This is a genomic window from Halomonas caseinilytica (assembly GCF_001662305.1).
Classification (GTDB): domain Bacteria; phylum Pseudomonadota; class Gammaproteobacteria; order Pseudomonadales; family Halomonadaceae; genus Halomonas; species Halomonas caseinilytica.
Genome location: NZ_BDEP01000019.1, coordinates 37,943 through 56,373 on the forward strand (window position 1 = coordinate 37,943; position 18,431 = coordinate 56,373).

Annotated in this window: 18 protein-coding genes; 5 read left to right on the forward strand and 13 right to left on the reverse strand. The window is 65.7% G+C overall.

The window, feature by feature from the left end; translation table 11 throughout:
- Positions 1-85: 85 nt before the first annotated feature.
- Positions 86-694, forward strand: coding sequence for a single-stranded DNA-binding protein (gene ssb, locus A9O65_RS13975; protein ID WP_064700154.1), 609 nt, complete (start codon positions 86-88; stop codon positions 692-694).
- Positions 695-789: 95 nt separating this feature from the next.
- On the opposite strand, the gene A9O65_RS13980 is transcribed toward ssb, so the two are convergent.
- Positions 790-1,869, reverse strand: a complete 1,080-nt coding sequence (locus A9O65_RS13980) for an arylamine N-acetyltransferase family protein (RefSeq protein ID WP_139180684.1) — start codon at positions 1,867-1,869, stop codon at positions 790-792.
- Between the two features lie 433 nt (positions 1,870-2,302).
- On the opposite strand from A9O65_RS13980, the gene A9O65_RS13985 reads away from it, so the two are divergent.
- Together A9O65_RS13985 and A9O65_RS13990 are read left to right on the forward strand one after the other, a co-directional pair.
- Positions 2,303-3,196, forward strand: a complete 894-nt coding sequence (locus A9O65_RS13985; protein ID WP_064702404.1) for a sugar nucleotide-binding protein — start codon at positions 2,303-2,305, stop codon at positions 3,194-3,196.
- Positions 3,193-3,957, forward strand: coding sequence for a lysophospholipid acyltransferase family protein (locus A9O65_RS13990; RefSeq protein ID WP_064700156.1), 765 nt, complete (start codon positions 3,193-3,195; stop codon positions 3,955-3,957). Before A9O65_RS13985 ends, A9O65_RS13990 begins: the two co-directional genes overlap by 4 nt.
- A 122-nt stretch (positions 3,958-4,079) precedes the next feature.
- Here the strand turns inward: A9O65_RS13990 and fabB are convergent, their stop codons facing one another.
- The 5 genes from fabB to A9O65_RS14015 form a co-directional block, all read right to left on the reverse strand.
- Positions 4,080-5,294, reverse strand: a complete 1,215-nt coding sequence (gene fabB / locus A9O65_RS13995) for a beta-ketoacyl-ACP synthase I (RefSeq protein WP_064700157.1) — start codon at positions 5,292-5,294, stop codon at positions 4,080-4,082.
- A gap of 13 nt (positions 5,295-5,307) precedes the next feature.
- Entirely contained in the window at positions 5,308-5,823 is a 516-nt protein-coding gene (fabA, locus tag A9O65_RS14000) for a 3-hydroxyacyl-[acyl-carrier-protein] dehydratase FabA (RefSeq protein ID WP_064700158.1), read from the reverse strand.
- A gap of 229 nt (positions 5,824-6,052) precedes the next feature.
- The gene (gene phrB / locus A9O65_RS14005; RefSeq protein WP_064702405.1) at positions 6,053-7,465 is read right to left on the reverse strand and encodes a deoxyribodipyrimidine photo-lyase; all 1,413 of its coding nucleotides are present in this window, start codon (positions 7,463-7,465) and stop codon (positions 6,053-6,055) included.
- Positions 7,466-7,511: 46 nt separating this feature from the next.
- A complete protein-coding gene (locus A9O65_RS14010) occupies positions 7,512-8,447 on the reverse strand; it encodes a MerR family transcriptional regulator (protein ID WP_064702406.1) in 936 nt (311 codons plus the stop codon).
- Positions 8,448-8,530: 83 nt separating this feature from the next.
- Positions 8,531-8,899 carry a sirohydrochlorin chelatase gene (locus tag A9O65_RS14015; RefSeq protein ID WP_064702407.1) on the reverse strand — a complete coding sequence of 123 codons (369 nt, stop codon included), beginning with the start codon at positions 8,897-8,899 and terminating at the stop codon, positions 8,531-8,533.
- A 116-nt stretch (positions 8,900-9,015) separates the two neighbouring features.
- On the opposite strand from A9O65_RS14015, the gene A9O65_RS14020 reads away from it, so the two are divergent.
- Positions 9,016-9,924 (forward strand): TIGR01777 family oxidoreductase, encoded by a 909-nt coding sequence (locus A9O65_RS14020; RefSeq protein ID WP_064702408.1) that lies wholly within the window; start codon positions 9,016-9,018, stop codon positions 9,922-9,924.
- Positions 9,925-9,985: 61 nt separating this feature from the next.
- On the opposite strand, the gene A9O65_RS14025 is transcribed toward A9O65_RS14020, so the two are convergent.
- From A9O65_RS14025 to A9O65_RS14035, 3 genes are all read right to left on the reverse strand, one after another.
- Entirely contained in the window at positions 9,986-10,459 is a 474-nt protein-coding gene (locus A9O65_RS14025; protein WP_064702409.1) for a nucleoside deaminase, read from the reverse strand.
- A gap of 141 nt (positions 10,460-10,600) precedes the next feature.
- Complete coding sequence (gene rapA, locus A9O65_RS14030) at positions 10,601-13,534, reverse strand: RNA polymerase-associated protein RapA (RefSeq protein WP_064702410.1); 2,934 nt, start codon at positions 13,532-13,534, stop codon at positions 10,601-10,603.
- 122 nt (positions 13,535-13,656) lie between these two features.
- Positions 13,657-14,457, reverse strand: a complete 801-nt coding sequence (locus A9O65_RS14035) for a TlpA disulfide reductase family protein (protein ID WP_064702411.1) — start codon at positions 14,455-14,457, stop codon at positions 13,657-13,659.
- Between the two features lie 120 nt (positions 14,458-14,577).
- On the opposite strand from A9O65_RS14035, the gene A9O65_RS14040 reads away from it, so the two are divergent.
- Positions 14,578-14,793: a hypothetical protein gene (locus A9O65_RS14040; protein WP_064700167.1), complete on the forward strand. Its 216-nt coding sequence runs from the start codon at positions 14,578-14,580 to the stop codon at positions 14,791-14,793.
- 22 nt (positions 14,794-14,815) lie between these two features.
- On the opposite strand, the gene A9O65_RS14045 is transcribed toward A9O65_RS14040, so the two are convergent.
- The 4 genes from A9O65_RS14045 to A9O65_RS14060 form a co-directional block, all read right to left on the reverse strand.
- On the reverse strand, positions 14,816-15,418 hold the full coding sequence (locus tag A9O65_RS14045; RefSeq protein ID WP_064700168.1) for a LysE family translocator: 603 nt from the start codon (positions 15,416-15,418) through the stop codon (positions 14,816-14,818).
- Positions 15,419-15,430: 12 nt separating this feature from the next.
- The gene (locus A9O65_RS14050; RefSeq protein WP_082920024.1) at positions 15,431-16,261 is read right to left on the reverse strand and encodes an AraC family transcriptional regulator; all 831 of its coding nucleotides are present in this window, start codon (positions 16,259-16,261) and stop codon (positions 15,431-15,433) included.
- A 142-nt stretch (positions 16,262-16,403) separates the two neighbouring features.
- Positions 16,404-17,219: a 2,5-didehydrogluconate reductase DkgB gene (dkgB, locus tag A9O65_RS14055; RefSeq protein ID WP_064702412.1), complete on the reverse strand. Its 816-nt coding sequence runs from the start codon at positions 17,217-17,219 to the stop codon at positions 16,404-16,406.
- A 226-nt stretch (positions 17,220-17,445) separates the two neighbouring features.
- Positions 17,446-18,390, reverse strand: coding sequence for a LysR family transcriptional regulator (locus tag A9O65_RS14060; RefSeq protein WP_064700171.1), 945 nt, complete (start codon positions 18,388-18,390; stop codon positions 17,446-17,448).
- Positions 18,391-18,431 lie beyond the last annotated feature (41 nt).

Genomic DNA, 18,431 nt, shown 5'->3' on the forward strand with positions numbered 1-18,431 from the left:
GTCGTGAGACCCTGACATGATGGCGGCGCCGGTGCGCCGGCGCCAAGGAATCCGCAGCACTACGTATTCGATTAAGGAGTCAACCATGGCCCGTGGCGTCAACAAGGTCATACTCATCGGCAACCTCGGGCAAGACCCGGAAGTGCGCTTCACGCCCTCCGGTACCGCGGTGGCCAACCTCAACCTGGCAACCACCGATACCTGGACCGACCGTCAGAGCGGTCAGCGCCAGGAGCGCACCGAGTGGCACCGGGTGGTGATGTTCAACAAGCTGGCCGAGATTTCCCAGCAGTACCTGCGCAAGGGCTCCAAGGTGTACATCGAGGGGCGCCTGCAGACCCGCAAGTGGCAGGACCAGAACGGCCAGGATCGCTACAGCACCGAGATCGTCGCCAACGACATGCAGATGCTCGACTCGCGCGGTGGCGACATGGGCGGTGCCCCGCAGGGGGGCTTCGGTGGTGGCCAGCCCCAGCAGCAACAGCAGGGTGGTTTCGGTGGCCAGCCTCAACCGGGAGGCTTCGGCGGCCAGCCGCAGCAGGGTGGCGGCTATGGCGGTGGTCAGCCGCAGCAGCGTCCCCAGCCGCAACCGGCCCCTGCGCCGGCCCCCGCTCAGGGCGGCCAGCAGGGTGGCAACTACGGTGCCCCCGATCCGGGCAGCTTCGACGACTTCGACGACGAAATCCCGTTCTGAGTCGTTCGCCAGGTCTTGTGAAACGCCCCGCGGTGACGGGGTGTTTTACTGTCTGGGGGATCTTTTCGCTCTCTCATCCAACCCGTCGGCGTCACTCAAGTCTCGGCAAGGCGTTCGAGCAGTGGCCGCCAGTCGGGACTGACGGCCAGGCCGAAGGCCTCACGCAGGGCGCGCTCCAGGCCATCGGCATCCAGCAGGGTGCGCGTCTGCTGACCCTCGATCGTGCGCACGGTGAGCCGGCGATCCGCCAGGCTGTAGCGTGCCTCCGGGGTGCTGAGCGCCACCGTCAGGTGATGTCGGAAATGCGACTCGGGGTAAGTGGCGGTGTACCAGTTGGGCAGCTCATAATCGATGTCGAGCTGCGGTGTCGGTGACAGCTCGTAGAGCGCGTGCCAGCGGTCATCGATCCGCACCTGCAGCCGCCAGCCATCGCCGAAGGGCATGACCCGGTAAAGGCCATGAGGCGTCGGCTGCGGCGCACTGGAGGTCATGTCGAGCGGTGTCGTGGGCATGTTGCCGCCAAAGCCGACGTCGACCAGCCAGGGGGTACCATCCAGCCAGACACGTAGCGCCATATGGGTCGGTAGCCCGGGGGCGCTGCCTGCCGGTGCTTGCCAGAGCACGCGCGCGATCAGGCCGTCGACCTTGAAGCCGAGCGCCTCCAGAGCGCGCTTGAACAGTTTGTTGTGCTCGAAGCAGTAGCCGCCGCGCCGGCCGTCGATCAGCTTGGCATCGAGATGCTCGGGCGTCAGGTCGATGGTCTTGCCGAGCAGGACATCGAGATTCTCGAAGGCGATGGCGGCCGGATGGTGTTCCTGTAGTGCCGCGAGCGTTCGGAAACTTGCCTCCCTGGGCCCCCGGTAGCCGATTCGCGTGCAGTAGGCATCCAGATCGATGCTGGGAGCAGGGGCGCCATCGAGGGCCGAGACGGCGCGGGAGACGGCGAGCGGCGCGGGGGCTTCGATGAGCGCGGTGCGTGCGTCGAGTCGTTCTCGGGCGCGGTGGCGTTCGGCGGGCGATGTATCAGGTGCGTAGAGGCCGAGCTCGAATTCGGTACCGTCGCAAGGCGAGGTCGATGCCATGGCACTTGCCGCGATGCCGAGTTCGGCCAGTTCGTCGCGCAGTGCCTCCAGAGTCTGGGGCGCATAGCCCAGCAGCAGGATACGTTGCGTCATGCCACGACCTCCGTATCGTGCGGGGTGCAGCGCGCCTCGCGCAGCGTTCGCCCCCACCAGACGAGCTTGAGCGGCTGTGACATCTGGCGTGTCTCCTTGGTCATTGGTTGTGAGGACACGTCAGTTTATAGGGCCTCAAGTATAGTTGAGGTCAAGGCCAGGTTCTGGCGTCGACCAGTACCTTGAAACCGCCCCGGAGCATGCGCTGGGCATCGGAGGGCAATGTGGCGAAATCGATGTCTGCCATGGCCTTGGCATTGACGGCGTCACGCGAGCGCTCGGCAAATCGACAATGAAGGGTCACTGTCGTCGAGGTAGTAGCCGCGCATGCCTGGCAGTTCGTGTAAAATGCGGGGCCTTGGATCGCCAATGCGCTGATCGCCAGGGCGCGTGGCGCGACGTGGGTCGCCCCATGACCGAGTAAGGAGCCGCCGTGAAGCTGCTGATACTGGATGCCGGTCACTGTCTGAGCCTGGCGCTGGCCCGGGAGAGTAACCGGCGTAGCGATGTCGAACTGGTCATTGAGCCCGGGTTGGAACTGTCGCTCGAGCGCCTCGATGAGGTCGTTCCCGATGCGCTGATCATTCCGCCGCTGTCTCATCCGATCAATGCCGACCCGGCCTCGGTGACGGCACATGCCGAAGCGGTGGAAGCCTGCATGCGGGCTTGCCGCGAACGCGACGTCCCGTTGGTCTGGTGTGTCTCCGACCAGCTCTATGAAGAGGGGCTCGAGGGGCCCATCGACGAGCACGTGATCCCCGAGCCGCGAGATGACGGCCTGAGGCGCCTGGTGCGCACGGGAGATCGTATTCGCGCCGAACTGCCTCGCCACCTGATCGTGCGACTCGGGCCACTCTTTGCCCTGGAAGGCAGTCATGCCTGGCTCGGCGAATTGCTCGATAGCCTGATGGAAGGCGATGAGCTGCGTGCCGCGTCAGATGTGATCTTCTGCCCGACGTCCTCCGATGGCGTGGCCATGGCGCTGATCGGCATGTTGCAGCAACAGCATTGCGGCGCCGATGCCTGGGGCAGCTATCACCTGGCCGGGACGGAGCCGGTCAGTGCCTATACCTTCATCTCGATGGTTCGCACCCAACTGGCTACCCGTCTCGAAGGGCGGGGCGAGTCGGTCGAGCTGGGCAACGTCAAGGCGCTGAACCATCACCACGATCAGCCACTGCGCCGGGTACTCAACTGCCGTCGTGTGCTGGAGGCCTTCGGCGTGCACCAGAAGCCCTGGCGGCTCGAGGTAGGCCGAATGCTGGACCTCTGGTGCCTGGCGCGGGACGAGGATGGCGACACGAAAGAGGAGCCCGGGAAGGCATGAACGTGATTCGCAGCACGGTTTTCTATCTTGGCTATTTCCTGGCCATGCTCATCTGCGGCGTGTTGTTTCTGCCGCCTTCACCCTTCCTGCCGCTGGCGGGTCGCTATCGCCTGCTCAACCTCTATAACCATTTCATCATCGCCTGGTTCCGCCTGGTGTGCGGCGTACGCTACGAGGTGCGTGGCCGGGAGAACCTGCCCGAGGGGCCTTGTGTCCTGCTGGCCAATCATCAGTGCGAGTGGGAAACGGTCTACCTGCAGTTGCTCAAGCCACCGGTCTGCACGGTGCTCAAGAAGGAACTGCTCAATATCCCGATCTTCGGTTGGGGGCTGCGTCTGCTGCATCCCATTGCGCTGGATCGCTCCAAGCCTGCCCGCGCCATGAAGCAGGTGCTGACTCAGGGCAAGCAGCGTCTCGAGGAAGGGCTTTCGGTGCTGATCTTTCCGGAGGGTACCCGTGTCGAGCCGGGGCAACGGCGACGCTACAACAAGAGCGGGGCGGTGATCGCCTGCCGTGCCGGCATGCCGGTGGTGCCCGTGGCTCACAATGCCGGAGAGCGCTGGCCGGGGCGTCACTGGGTCAAGCGCCCGGGACGTCTGACGGTGGTGGTCGGCGAGCCCATCGAGACCGTCGGGCGCAGTGCGGAAGAAGTGCTGGCCGAAACCGAGGCCTGGATCGAGGCACAGCTCGCCGAGATCTCTGAGGTGCCGAGACCGCACGACGCGCGCCAGGCGGCCGACGGCGAAGCCCAGCCAGGCTGATGGCGTTCGGGGTGGCAGCGGGCAGGTAGCCCGGCGAGGCATGCCAGGCCCGAAACGAAAGAAGGGCGCCCAAGGGCGCCCTTCTTTATTTGCCATGTTTATTTACCATGGTGTACCGCGCGTCAGTCGCGATATCGCTGCAATACCAGGCAGGCGTTGGTGCCGCCGAACCCGAAGCTGTTGGATAGCACGCGTTCGACGGGCGTATCGCGACGCTCGGTGACGATATCGAAGCCTGCCGCCTGCTCGTCGAGATTTTCCACGTTGGCCGAGGCGGCAATGAAATCGTTCTCCATCATCAGCAGCGAGTAGATCGTTTCCTGCACCCCGGTCGCGCCCAGCGAGTGGCCGGTCAACGACTTGGTGGAACTCATCGCCGGCGTGCTGTCTCCGAAGACTTCACGCACGGCCTTGAGCTCGGCGACATCGCCCACTGGCGTGGATGTGCCATGGGTGTTGATGTAGTCGATGTTGCCGTCCACCGAGGCCAACGCCTGGCGCATGCAGCGTATCGCGCCCTCCCCGGAGGGGGCGACCATGTCATGGCCGTCGGACGTCGCGCCGTAGCCGACGAGCTCGGCATAGATCTTGGCGCCACGTGCCTTGGCATGCTCGAGTTCCTCGAGAACCAGCATGCCGCCGCCGCCGGCGATGACGAAGCCGTCACGGGCCTGATCATAGGGGCGTGAGGCCAGTTCGGGAGACTCGTTGTACTGGGTCGACAGCGCCCCCATGGCATCGAACAAGCAGGACAGCGTCCAGTGCTCCTCTTCGCCGCCGCCGGCGAAGACTACATCCTGCTTGCCGAGCTGGATCTGCTCCATGGCGTTGCCGATACAGTGTGCCGAGGTGGCGCAGGCCGAGGAGATCGAGTAGTTGACGCCTTTGATCTGGAAGGGCGTAGCCAGGCAGGCGGAGACGGTGCTACCCATGGTGCGGGTGACACGATAGGGGCCGACGCGGCGCAGTCCCTTCTCGCGCATGACATCGGCAGCCTCCACCTGGTTGGCGCTGGAAGCGCCGCCGGAGCCGGCGATCAGGCCGGTCCGCTCGTTGGAGACCTGGTCCGGGGCGAGTCCCGAGTCTTCGATGGCCTGGGCCATGGAAACATAGGCATAGGCGGCCGCGTCGCCCATGAAGCGTCGCAGCTTGCGATCGACCAGTGTCTCCAGGTCGATATCGACGACGCCGGCAACCTGGCTGCGGAAGCCACGTTCGGCGTAGTCGTCTTTGAAACGAATGCCTGATCGCCCCTGGCGTAGTGCCTCGAGGACTTGTTGTGCGTCGTTGCCCAGGCAGGACACGATGCCCAGACCGGTGACTACCACTCGTCGCATGGGAGCCTCCTGTTCAGAAATTCGCGGTGGAGGTGAACAGGCCGACACGAAGATCGTTGGCCTGATAGATGTCGCGGCCATCGACGGAGACGGTGCCGTCGGCCATGCCGAGGATCAGGCGCCGCGTGATGATGCGCTTGATATTGATATGGTAGGTGACCTTGCGGGCCTCGGGCAGGATCTGACCGGTGAACTTGACCTCTCCGCAGCCTAGCGCACGTCCTCGACCGGGATGACCCAGCCAACCGAGATAGAAACCGACAAGCTGCCACATGGCATCGAGGCCGAGACAGCCCGGCATCACGGGGTCGCCGGGGAAGTGGCAGTCGAAGAACCAAAGGTCCGGGTGGATATCCAGCTCGGCGATCAGTTCGCCCTTGCCGTGTTCGCCACCCTCTTCATGGATGTGCGTGATGCGATCGAGCATCAGCATGTTGGGGGCCGGCAATTGAGCGTTGCCGGGGCCGAACAACTCGCCACGGCTGCATGCCAGCAGTGCTTCGCGATCAAAGGAATGTTGCTTGGTCACTGAATCGTTCCGAGAGTCGAGATTACTGTATGCCGTTTTACGGCATGCGACCGCCAGGCGGCACCGCCTAGTCTACTGTTCGCGTTCGTCGAATGCACGCCGAGCGGGCATCGAGCCGAGCACTCGCCCTTGTCTTGACAGACGGGAAGACGGGGCTCGGTAACGACACCATGCCATCGCGTGGCCGGGAGTGTTCGGATCAGGCCGTCTTGGCTGGCGTGGTTCGGGCTCAAGGCGTCAGCCCCTTGAAGGCCTCGAGCGCCCTGGCGCGAGCGGTGCGATGATCGACGATCGGGGCCGGGTAGTCTCTGGTCACGCGCTGTTCGGGGGAGGGGGCATGCCGGTCCTTGGCGGGCAGGTCGGCCAGTTCCGGTACCCAGTTGGCGATGAAGCGTCCGTCGGGATCGAAGCGACGAGACTGGGTAGTAGGGTTGAAGATCCGGAAATAGGGCACGGCATCGGTACCGGTGGAGGCCGCCCATTGCCAGCCGCCGTTGTTGGCAGCGAACTCGCCATCGACCAGGTGTTCCATGAAGAAGGCTTCCCCCTTGCGCCAGTCGATGAGTAGGTGCTTGGCGAGAAACATGGCGGTCACCATGCGCAGTCGGTTGTGCATCCAGCCGGTGGCACATAGCTGGCGCATGGCGGCATCGACCAGCGGGTAACCGGTGCGGCCCTCCTGCCAGGCCTGCAAGCCGGGGGCGTCGTCCCGCCACGGCAGTGCCTCGGTGGGCGACTGGAAAGCGCGATGGCGGCATACCTCGGGAAAGCCGACCGCCACGTGCTGATAGAACTCTCGCCAGATCAACTCGCTGACCCAGGTGGTCAAGCCGAGGTCGCCTTCGGCGAGTCCCCCGCCGTTCTCGGCGAGCACCGCCTGCAGGCACTGGCGGTGCGATATCATGCCCAATGCCAGATAAGGGGAGAGCGCGCTGGTGCCGGGTTCGGCCGGAAAGTCCCGCTGTTCGGCGTAGTGTCGGGCGCGGAAGCGCAAGAAACGCGCCAGGCGGTCGGCGGCGGCATCTTCCCCGGCGGGCCAGTCCTCCGGGGCGGCCGGTGCTTGATCGAGTGTCGGGGGCTCGGGCGCCGGGTCGCTGTCGATGGAGCGGCAGGTCTGAGCCCCGGGGGCGTTGCGCAGTGCCAGGCGTTCGGGCGTGATCTGCCGGTGCCAGGCCTTGGCGAAGGGCGTGAAGATGCCATAGAAGTTCCCCTTGCCGGTGCGCAGTTCCCCCGGAGCAAAGGCCACCCCGTCATGGTGGCCGACGGCGGTGAGCCCGGCCTCCTCGAAAGCGGATACGACGCGGGCATCACGCCGGCGTTCGTTGAGCGGATGCTCGCGGTTGAAGTGCAGGCGACGGGCGCCGCTCTCGCGGGCGAGCGCCAGCAGGGCATCGGGCGCGGCGTCGAAGCTGTCGATGTCACGATGCAGCAGGGGAATGCCCAGCCCGTGGAGGATGTCTCGCAAGGCGAGGACGCCACGATGCCAGAAGTCCAGCTTGTTGGCGCCGTGGCCATGCTGGCGCCACTGGGCGGTGCTGCGCAGGAAGACGGCCACCACAGGGCCCTCCGCTGCCGCGGCGGCCAGGGCGGTGTTGTCGTGTACGCGGAGGTCGCTGCGAAACCACATCAGATTGGGGGACATGGTGCTCCCGGTTTCGGTGGAAGGCATGGCCAAGAACGGTTGTCGGTCATCTCTGGTCTCGGTCGGAAGCGGTCTCGGCCAGCAGGGCATTCAGATGCGAGGCCGCGGCCGGGAGGTCATCGCCGAGGGCGGCGACGCGGGTATCTTCGAGATCAGCGGCACGAATGCGCGCGACCGGACCGCACAGGGCCAGGGGGACGCCCAGTTGGTCGGCGAGCCGGGGCAACTGGCGTTTCACCAGGTCGGGTTTCTCGGCCTTGCCACTGGTCAGCAGCAGGGCATCGGCGCCGAGTCGCTCGACTGCCAGCGTCAACTCCTGGGGCGATAATGGCGCGTCCAGCAGTTGGACGCGATGGCCTTGCTCGCTGAGCAGCAGGGCTGCCAGCAGGCTCCACAAGGGGCCGTCGGCCTCGGGGAGTGGGGCAATCAGAACCCGGAGCGGCCCGGCCTGCGGGTTGGCGTGGTAAAGGCGGGTGCCGATGCGCGTGCGCAGGAAGGCCTCCAGGGCGCGACGTTGCAGTGCGGCGCCCAGCCGGTCGTCCCAGCGCTCCTCCAGGTGGTTGATGACCGGTTGCCAGAGTTTCTCGATGCAGACGTGTGCCGGGTAGAGCGCCAGGACCTGGTTGAAGAGATCGTCCAGTCGCACGGCGTCCAGGGCCTCGATGGCGGTGATCAACTGCTGGCGCTGACTCGCCCAGTCATCGGCGCCGGGACGGGCGCTCGCCGGGGCGTCGGGCTGTTCGAGCAGTTCTCTCACCTGGCTGACCGGGACGCCTCGGTGCAGCCATTGCAAGATGCGTTCGACGCGCTCGATGTCTTCACGGGCATAGAGCCGATGTCCCTTGGGGGTGCGATGGGGCCGCAACAGGCCATAGCGGCGCTCCCAGGCCCGCAGGGTCACCGAGTTGACACCGGTCAGGCGCGAGACTTCGCGAATCGGATAACGGGGCGTGTCGCCTGGGGGATTCGCCTTGTCGCTCATGCGGGCCTCATGCTGTTGTCATTGATGTCATGCGCATTCCACGATTGTTGTACAGGATGGCCCGGATGTACAAGCCGACGGCTTCACTCCCCGGCGCGTTCCGCAATGACCGCGGCGAGCGCCTCGATGAAGTCGGGGTGCTCGCCCACCGGGGGCAGCAGTGTCAGGGAAATGTCGGGGTGACGGGCGCCGAGAGCCTCCACCTGGGCAGGCACGTCCTTGCGGAGGTGGCGGCCTGCGGCAAAGAACAGCGGGAGGATCTCGGCCCGCTCGATGCCGGCATCGGCCAGCTCGGCAACGGTGGATTCCAGCGAGGGGTCGCAGAGTTCCATGTAGGCCAGGCGCAAGGGCGTGGCGAGTCGCTCGTCGAGGGCTTGGTAGACCCGCTCGAAGGGCTCCCGCCAGCGTGGATCGCTCGAGCCGTGGGCCATCAGAATCAGGGCCTTGTGCATGATGGGGCCTCCTGCGGGGCATTGTGTCGATGACGATGCAAGTGTCGCCGTGTGTCAACTAGACTAACAAAGGTGTACAAAGGCTGTATAACACACCGCCATGCAAGGAGAGAGCCATGCGCGTTTTGATCACTGGCGGTAGCGGCTTCGTGGGGCAGGCGCTCTGTCCGTTGCTGAAGGAAAACGGCCATCGGCCGATGGTCGTGTCGCGCACCCCCGAACGTGTGCGCGAGCGCTTGCCGAAGGGCACCGATATCCGCCGGTCGGCGCTCGATTTCGTCGACACCCCGCCGGATGCCATTGTCAATCTGGCAGGCGAACCCATCGCGGCGCGGCGTTGGAGCGATACCCAGAAAGAGCGTCTGATCGACTCCCGAGTCAATGCCACTCACGATCTGGTCACCCTGTGCGAACAGTTGTCGCACACCGGCACCGCGCCCCGGGTGATGGTGTCGGGCTCGGCCATGGGTTTCTATGGCGATCAGGGCGAACGGGAGGTCGACGAAGACACGCCGCCCCATGATGAATTCGCGCACCGCCTATGTCGGCGCTGGGAGGAAGCCGCCCAGGACGTGACGGGGTACGGAACCCGACTGGCCATCCTGCGGATCGGACTGGTGCTCGACCAGGGCGGCGGTACCCTGCAGCGCATGTTGCCACCGTTCCGCCTCGGGCTGGGAGGCCGCTTCGGTGATGGTCGACAGTTCATGCCCTGGATTCACCGTCAGGATCTGGTGCGGATGATCCTCTTTCTGCTCGAGCACGAAGCGCACGAGGGCGCGTTCAATGGCAGTGCTCCGCAGCCGGTGACCAATGCCGAGTTCACGCGTGAGCTGGCGAAACGGCTCAAGCGGCCGGCGCGCTTGCCAGTGCCGGCCTGGTTGCTGGAAGGCGTGTTCGGCGAGATGTCCCGGCTGTTGCTGACCGGCGCCGACATGCGGCCCCGGCGCCTCGAGCAGGCGGGGTTCACTTTCCGGTTTCCGACGCTTGCCGAGGCGCTGGACGACATCATCGGACGAGGATGAGCGTGGAGGCGGCCATGGCGGAAGCGCCGGCCGGGGCCGCCAGCGAGGAAGCGCGAGGGCGTCAGGCGTGGCAGCGTCGCTGCAGGGCCTTGACCTCGTCGTCCAGGCCGGGAGCTGGGCCGTCGACCTCGATGCTCGGCGCGATCTCCTGAATCGGTAGTGGCCGAACCGGCGGCGGGGCGATGCCCCATTCGTTCAGCCAGGCGGTGAGCTGCGCCGAGGAACTGGCGTAGACGATGCGCCCAAGCCCCACCCAGGCATGGGCGGCAGCGCACATCGGGCAGTGTTCGCCTGAGGTATAGACGGTGGCAGTGGCCCGAGCCGCCGGGGGAAGGTGTTCCGCGGCCCAGCGCGCGAGGGCGAATTCCGGATGACGCGTTGCATCGCCACCGGCGATGCGGTTGCGATCCTCGGCCAGCACCTCACCATCGGCGCCGACCAGCACGCTGCCGAAGGGTTCGTCGCCGTGATCGAGCGCTTCGCTTGCCAGCGCCACGCAACGGCGCAGATGGGTCATGTCGGTATCGTCGAGCATGGCGGCCTCCTTCGGGATCGAGTGGAGCTGAGGGCACGCACCAATATCGACGATGGCGGACGCCTTGTCGATCCGGGACCGCCCGGAGGCATCATCGGGCGCCGACGTCCGGCGGCGCCCGATCGCCAGAGGCACGCGCGCCTAGCGGGTGTCCTCGTCCACGGTGACGATGACGCGCACGGCGTCGAGGCGCAGCCGGGTACCTTCGATGGCGGCATCCAGTGTGGCGCGCTCGTCGCGCAGGGCGGTCAGCTCGTCCTCGCGCACCGAGGGGTTGCGTTGCGCCAGGGCTTCCAGGCGAGCCAGTTCGCTATCGAGGGCGGTGCGCATGCGGTCTTGGGCGGCCTCGACGATGCTCGGCAACTCGCGTTCGGCCTCGGTCTCGGCGCGGTCGAGCAGCTCGCGGAGCTGGTCGTGACGACTCTTGATCAGGTCGCGGGCCACCGCCTTCTTGACCTTGTTCAGGTTCTTCGAAAGCCCGCTGAACGAGATCTTGTCGGTGAGGTTGGCGCCGGACTCGCCCAGCAGCACGCGAACCGCCGTGGGCGGCAGGAAGCGGTTGAGATGCAACCGCTTGGGCGCCGGGCAATGGGTGCGGAAGACCAGTTCGGCCATCAGGCGACCGCCGGGAATCGACGGATGCTTGAGCAGCGCCAGGGCGGTGTTGCCCATGGAACCCTCGAGGATGCGGGCCATCATCTCGCGGGTCAGCGGGTGCTCCCAACTGAGGTGCTGGACATCGTCGCGTGCCAGGGCGCGCTCCCGGGAGAAGGTCGCCGAGAAGCCTTCTTCGCCCTTGACCAGGCCGGGCAGGCCATCAAGCATCTGCGGGCTGGGGCGCAGGAGCTGGATGTCGCCGCCCAGGTCCTGGCTGTCGACGCCGAAGATGTCCAGGGCCTGGTCGATGTAGCGGCGCAGGGCGCGGTCGGTGTCCAGTTCGTGAATCGACGAGATGACGGCCTCGGCACGTTCGTGACGGCAGGCGTTGAGCTCCAGCAGCCGATTGCGGCCGGCGTCGCGTTCGGCCAGTCGGGATTCGAAGAAGCTCCGGGTCTCGTCGATGACTTCTTCCAGCGCTTCTTCGTCGAGCAGGGCATCGGCCAGGGTATCGCCGAAGGCGGCGTAGATGTCGCTGCCCAGGCCATGGGGCGCGCTGAAGGCGTCCATGCCGTCGCGGTACCAGCGCAGCAGGCGCTCGCCGGGGCTGTTCGCGAACACCGGGACATGCATTTCGATGGGATGACGCTGGCCGATTCGATCCAGGCGGCCGATGCGCTGTTCCAGTTGATCCGGATGCAGCGGCAGGTCGAACATCACCAGGTGATGGCAGAACTGGAAGTTGCGACCTTCGGAGCCGATTTCCGAGCAAATCAGCACCTGACTGCCTTCCTCCTCGTCGGCGAAAGCGGCCGCGGCGCGGTCGCGCTCCACCAGCGAGAGGCCCTCGTGGAACACGGGGGCATGCATGCCGCCCAGCACGCGAAGGGCCTCGGACAGGCCGGTGGCGGTCTCGCGATCATGGGCGATCACCAGCGCCTTGTCGTCGCCGAGATCGGTCAGGCGCTCGAGAAGCCAGGTTACCCGGGGGTCGATCTGCCACCAGGGTTCGGCATTCAGGGGGTCGTTGGCCAGGGCCCGATACATGGCGTCCAGATAGACGAGCACCTCGGGATGATCGAGGCCACTTTCGATGAGCAACTCGTCCAGGTAGTCCTCGTCGCGCCCCAGGCGACGCAGCACGCGACGGTAGGCGGCCGGCGGCTCGAGGCGCTCGACGTGCAGGCGACGCTCGGGAAAACCGCCGACATGGCGCCGGCTGTTGCGGAACATCACCCGTCCGGTGCCATGACGATCCAGAAGCTGGTCGCGAAGCTGGTCGCGGGCGGCGTCGCGCTGCGCCGCATCGCTTTCCGTCGAGGCCAGTGTGTCCAGCAGGGCCTGGCTGTCGGCCTCGTGGATGACCGCCGCGACCCGTTGGCGGTCTTCTTCCTGACCGGGCAGGCGCTCCAGGGCATCGATGGCCTCGGCGACCTCGATGTAGTGGCGTTCCTCTTCCTGGAAGTCGGCCAGGCTGTGGTAGCGGTCCGGGTCGAGCAGGCGCAGGCGCGTGAAATGGCTCTCCTGGCCCATCTGCTCCGGCGTGGCGGTGAGCAGCAGCAGGCCAGGCACGTTGGCGGCGAGGCGCTCTACGCAGGCATAGCCGGGACCGACTCGCTCCTCGGAGCACTCCAGATGATGGGCCTCGTCGACGATCAGCAGGTCCCAGTCGCAGGCTTCGGCCTGGGACTGGCGGTGTGGATCGGCGAACAGCCAGTCCTGGCTGGCCAGGATCAGCTGACCGGCTTCGAAGGGGTTGGCGTCGCCGTGGGCCAGGCTCTGCTGCTCGTCCAGCAGGGTGACCTCCAGCGAAAAGCGACGCAGCAGCTCCACCAGCCATTGATGGGTCAGGCTGGCCGGTACCAGGATCAGCGCGCGCTCGGCGCGGCCGGTGAGCAGCAAGCGGTGCAGGATCAATCCGGCCTCGATGGTCTTGCCCAACCCGACCTCGTCGGCCAGCAGCACGCGAGGCGAAGACCGGCGAGCGATTTCGTCGGCGATGTAGAGCTGATGGGGAATCAGGTCGACACGCGGGCCGGCCAGGCCCAGGGCCGGGTTCTGTTCGACGCGGTGATGGTGGTGCAGGGTCCTGAAGCGCAGGTCGAACCAGTCGTTACGGTCGACCTGGCCGGTCAGCAGTCGATCCCTGGCCTGGTCGAACTGCATGGTATCGGCCAGCTTGGCTTCAGGCAGCTCGCAGAGCTCGCCCTGTTCGCTTTCGCCGATGTAGGTGATCAGGCCGTTGACTTCCTTGCTGTCGTCGACGGTCATGTGCCAGCCATCGGCGGACTGAATGCGGTCGCCGCTACCGAAGACCACGCGGGTCAGGGGCGCCTGCCGGCTGCTGTAGGTGCGGGTTTCCTGGCTGGCGCCGAAGAGGACGGTAACGCTGCGGTTGTCGCAGTTGAGGATGGTGCCCAGGCCGAGTTCGGCCTCGCCGTCGCTGATCCAGCGTTGGCCGGGAGAGAAGTCGCTCATGGTGCCTCGGGATGCTAGGAATCATGTCTCGCGTCGCGGCCGCGATGAGATGGGACCGCGAGATACAGGGCGCGGTATATTACAGCAAAGCGCTCCATGGCTTAAGCCTCCCGGGAGGCGTTTCAGTGCGGTCCCAGCCAGTCGTCCAGCGTGGCGCGGGTGAGCTCGCCGACATGCTGGGCAACGCCGCGTCCCTCGGCGTCGAACAGCAGGGTGGTGGGCAGCCCCGGCGATTCGCTCTCGACCATCAGTGACTGGCGGGGATCGAGCAGGGCATGTTCGAAGGTGAGCCCCTGTTCATCGAGGTAGCGGACCACAGGCAGCAGGTCTTCGCCTTGGTTGACCACCACCACGGTGACGTCTTCGCGGTCGTCGACCTCATCGAGCAGCGGCATTTCTCGCCGGCAGGGCGGACACCAGGTCGCCCAGAGGTTGATCAGCACATGCTCGCCGTTCAAGGAGGCCAGAGTGACGCTTTCCCCGTCCAGGTTCTCGAGGGTGATGTCGGGGAGCTGTCGCAGCGGCATGCCGTTGCCCAGCGGCGCCAGTGCCGTCAGGGCCAGCCACAGCAGCGAGGCGCCGATCGTCAGCCCTGTGGCACCGAGCAGGGCGTCGAGCCGGTCGCGCAGCGACCAGAGCGTCCAGGCCAGTGCCGCCAGCAGTCCCACGACGCCCTGGAAGCCGGGCTGCCAGAACTTGAGGATGTCCAGTGGCGCCTCGGCATAGGCCGCCGGATGCAGTGCGACATGCCCGAGCCGGGCCGCTACCAGCCAGACGATGAGCAGACCATTGAACCAGCGAATATGGCGCTGCCTGGGGAGGCCGAGCAAAAAGGCGCTGAGTGCCAGCAGCAAGAGCGTGACGGCGAGGGCATAGAGGCGTGGCAGGGGGATCAGCACGGGCCCCAGGGCGATGGCATCCATGATGTGGTTCGGGCTTCCGGGTCGAGGGTCGGCGCACTGCGCCGGACCGGTTACACTTGGCGGATTCGTTTCGCCAAGCCTACTGCCGGCGAGCAAGGCTGTCATCCAGCGGGAGCTTTCATGGCAAAACCAGCCTTCGATACCCTTCGCGCCCTGGCCATCGCCAGCCAGGCCCTGGGCTTCATTCTCATTATTACTCTGGAAACGGTGATGGGGGACGCGGCTCGCCCCTGGCAGGGCTGGACCCTGGCGGCCATGGTGGTGGCGGCCCTGTGGATCGCCCTGGTGAGGTTGTACCGGCGCAACAAGGTGCGCAAGCAGCGAGACTCATCGTGAGGGCGATACCCGGAGAGCCCTCTTAAACCTGAAGCGGCAGGTAGACGTGTTCGTAGCCGATCGAGCCTGCCACGCCAATCAGCAGGACCGCCATGACCAGGTTGAGCGTCTTGAAGACGCGCGGGTTCCCGAGGCGGCGGCCGGCCAGGAAGCCCGCCAGAGCATAGCTGCCAGGCGCGCCTGAGGCCAGCACCGCAAGGCCCAGGGAGGCGAGCAGCAGTCCAGGCCCTTCGATGCCCGCGTGGGGAAACTGGAGGGTCGCGATGGGCAGAGTGGCCACCAGCCCCTTGGGGTTCATCAGCTGCATGGCCAGGCCATCGCGAAAGCGTAACCGGGTGCCTTGGGTCGTTCCGTCGATGCTGACCTCGGCGCGCATGACCTTGAGGGCAAGGTAGGCGATATAGAGGCAGCCCAGTGCGCTGATTACCAGCAAGGCATCGCCGCGGACCCAGCGAGCCCCTACCCAGCCGAACAACAGCAGCAACAGCAGCATGGCCGTGCCGACACCGGCGAAGAAGCCCAGCGACGAGGCGAAGCGGCCGTTCAGGCCGGAATTCAGGGCAAACAGGTTCACTGGCCCTGGCGTGTACATCACGCCAATGGCATAGGCGAGGATCTCGAGCATGATGGGGTCCGGTCAGGTGGTGACGTTGCGCTGATACTGTTTCGGCGTCATGCCGTAGATGCGCTTGAAGCGGCGGTTGAAGTGACTCAGGTCGGCGAAACCGTAGCGGCCGACCACGTCGTTGAGCTCTTGGCCCGCATCAAGGGCCGAGCGGGCGGCGTTGATGCGGCAGTTGAGCACGTACTGGTGCGGGGTGATGCCGAACTGGCGACGGAACAACCGCAGGAAGTGATACTTGGAGAGATGGGCCGCCTGACTGATCTCCTCGAGGGAAAGGTCGTGCTCGGCGTGGGCATGGATGAATGCCTTTGCCCGCTCCAGCAGCTTGTCGGTGCGCCCCGTCGACACTTCCTCATCCAGGTTGCCGCTCCGTTGGATCAGCCGAGCGGCGATCCGATAGAGCGCGTACTCCTGATCGATGCGGCTGCCCGTGTCGGTATCGATTCGCCGCGCGAGGTCGAGGATCTCGCCACGCAGGGTGTCGTCGTGGAGCAATGTCTCGGTGGCGCGAAACTGGCTGGCGCTCTCCCGGCCTGCTGCACTGGCGAACAGCGGCGCGAGCTGCGCCGGGTCCACATAGAGCATCACATAGTCGAGGGTAGCGTCGCTGCCTGCCTGGCCGTCATGGACCTCGTCCGGATTGAGCTCGATGACGGTGCCGGGGCGGCTGCAGTGGTATTCGCCGCTGCTGAAGAAGTCCTGGCGTCCGGCCAGGGTCACGCCGAAGGCATACTCCTCGTGGGCGTGGCGATCATAGCGGAAGTCGCTCATGGCGGCGCGCAGCATGGTGAGCCCCGGCACATGCCGGCTTCTGGTGAAGCGAAACTGGCTCTGTTGCATCACGGTCGCACCTCCTCGGGCGGCGTCTGTGCCCTGTACGCCACCACTGTAGCGTCACTCGGCCGCCGGGGCTTGGACAGAATTGCGCAGTTCACCGGGCAGCTCCGCTGTCGGAAGCTGCCGAGTCGAGGAGGTGCAGGCCGGTTTATTGGTCCCAGTCGGGGGCGATCTCGGGGTTGGCGATGCGTTCGCCGCGATCGAGGGTGGCGATCTCGGCCATTTCCTCGTCGCTCAGGGTGATGTCCAGGGCCTCGATATTGCGCTTGAGGTTGGTCTCCTTGGTGGAGGACGGGAAGGTGACGATGTCCAGCTGGTTCAGCCAGGCGATGGCCACCTGTGCCGGCGTGGCGTCATGGGCCTCGGCGATGCGCTGCAGGGTGGCATCCTCCATCACCTTGCCCACCGCTAGCGGCATGAAGGCGGTCACGGTGATGTCGTGGCTCTTGCAATGGGCGACCAGGTCCCGGTTCTGCAGGAAGGGGTGGACTTCGATCTGGTTGGTCAGCAAGGCTCCGGGGCCGAGGATGTCCACGGCCTGGTCGATCTGCGCCCGGGTGAAGTTGGAAACACCGATATGGCGGGTCTTGCCGGCCTGCTGCACTTCGCTCAGGGCCGTCAGGTAGTCGGCCATCGGGACCTCGTCGCCGGGCGAGGGCCAGTGGATCAGCAGTAGGTCGACATACTCGGTGCCGAGCTTCTCGAGGCTCTCGTCGACGCTGGCCTTGAGGTCGGCCGGTTGCAATCGGTCGAACCAGACCTTGGTGGTCAGAAAGATTTCCTCGCGGGGGACCTCGCTGGCAGCGATGGCGGCGCCGACATCGGCCTCGTTGTCGTAGAACTGCGCCGTGTCGATATGGCGATAACCCAGCTTCAGGGCAGTATCGATGACGCGCCTCACCGTGTCGCCTTCCAGGCGATAGGTGCCGAGACCGGGGTTGGGCAGGGTCTGTTGGGTGCTCATGTTCGCTCCGTGTCGTGGGATGTCGCCTTGGGCGGTGGGCCCGCGCCAGGATTGATCGGTTAAAAGATTAGAAGATTCATGATGTGTTTGCGTACTTTTACCTATATGGGGCGGGGTCCCGGCACATCAAGGGGCGAAAGACGTAGTTTTCATACATTGAGGGGCATGTCCTTCGCGCTCGTGTCTCCAGCATGCCCGATCCGCGTTCAGACTCAGGATGACGTCATCATGTCTCGTTTGACCTCGTCGTTGCAGGGCGCGACAGGCGCTCCAGTTCCTCGAGGTAGCTTTCCAGTACCAGGTTGGGCGGTGCCCCCTTCCGGGTGATGGCACTGTAGTGTGTGAGGTAGTGGCAATCGCTGGGATTCAGGGCACGCATTCGGCCGTCGCGTACCCAGCGCTCGGCATAGTGGGTCGGCAGGTAGCCGAGGTAACGACCGGAGAGGATCAGAAAGGCGATGCCTTCCCGGTCGGTGGCCGAGGCGGCGGCCTTGAGCGGTTCGTGAAGCGCCTTGATCTCCGGTGTCTGCGCATAGGCAGGCACGACGGCATCGCACTGTGCCAACTGCTGCCCGGTCACGCGCTCGGCATCGAAGAGAGGGTGTCCCGGGGCGCAGTAAAGCTGCGAGGCTTCCTGGTATAGCGCACGATACTGCAGCCCGGGCAGGGGCTTGAGTGTCGGAATCACGCCGGTATGCAGGCGCCCGTCCAGCACGGCCAGCTCGATGTCGTTGGGCGGTATCATGCGGATGTTGATGCGCACATCCGGGCCGCGCTCCTTGAGCGCGCTCAGGGCATCGGTGATCAGCATCTCGGGCATGGTCACCAGGTTATCGGTGATGCCGATGTTGAGCTCGCCCTTGAGCCGGGCATGCAGGCCATTGACCCGGGTGCGGAAACCTTCCACCGAGGCCAGCAGTTGCAGGGCGGCATCGAACACTTCGGTGCCTTCGTCGGTCAGGGCAAAGCCGCTGCGCCCGCGCTGGCACAGGCGCAGGCCGAGGCGCGTTTCCAGGTCGTTCATGGCCATGCTGATGGCGGCCCGGCTGATGTTCAGCTCCACCTCCGCCGCGGAAAATCCGCCACACTCCACGACCTTGCGATAGATTCTCAGCAGGCGAAGGTCGGCATCGCTGACCTGGCCGCCCAGGGCCTCTTTTCGGCGTGACATCGCACCGCACTCCTCGATGGCATCCCATGGCCAGGCTATCA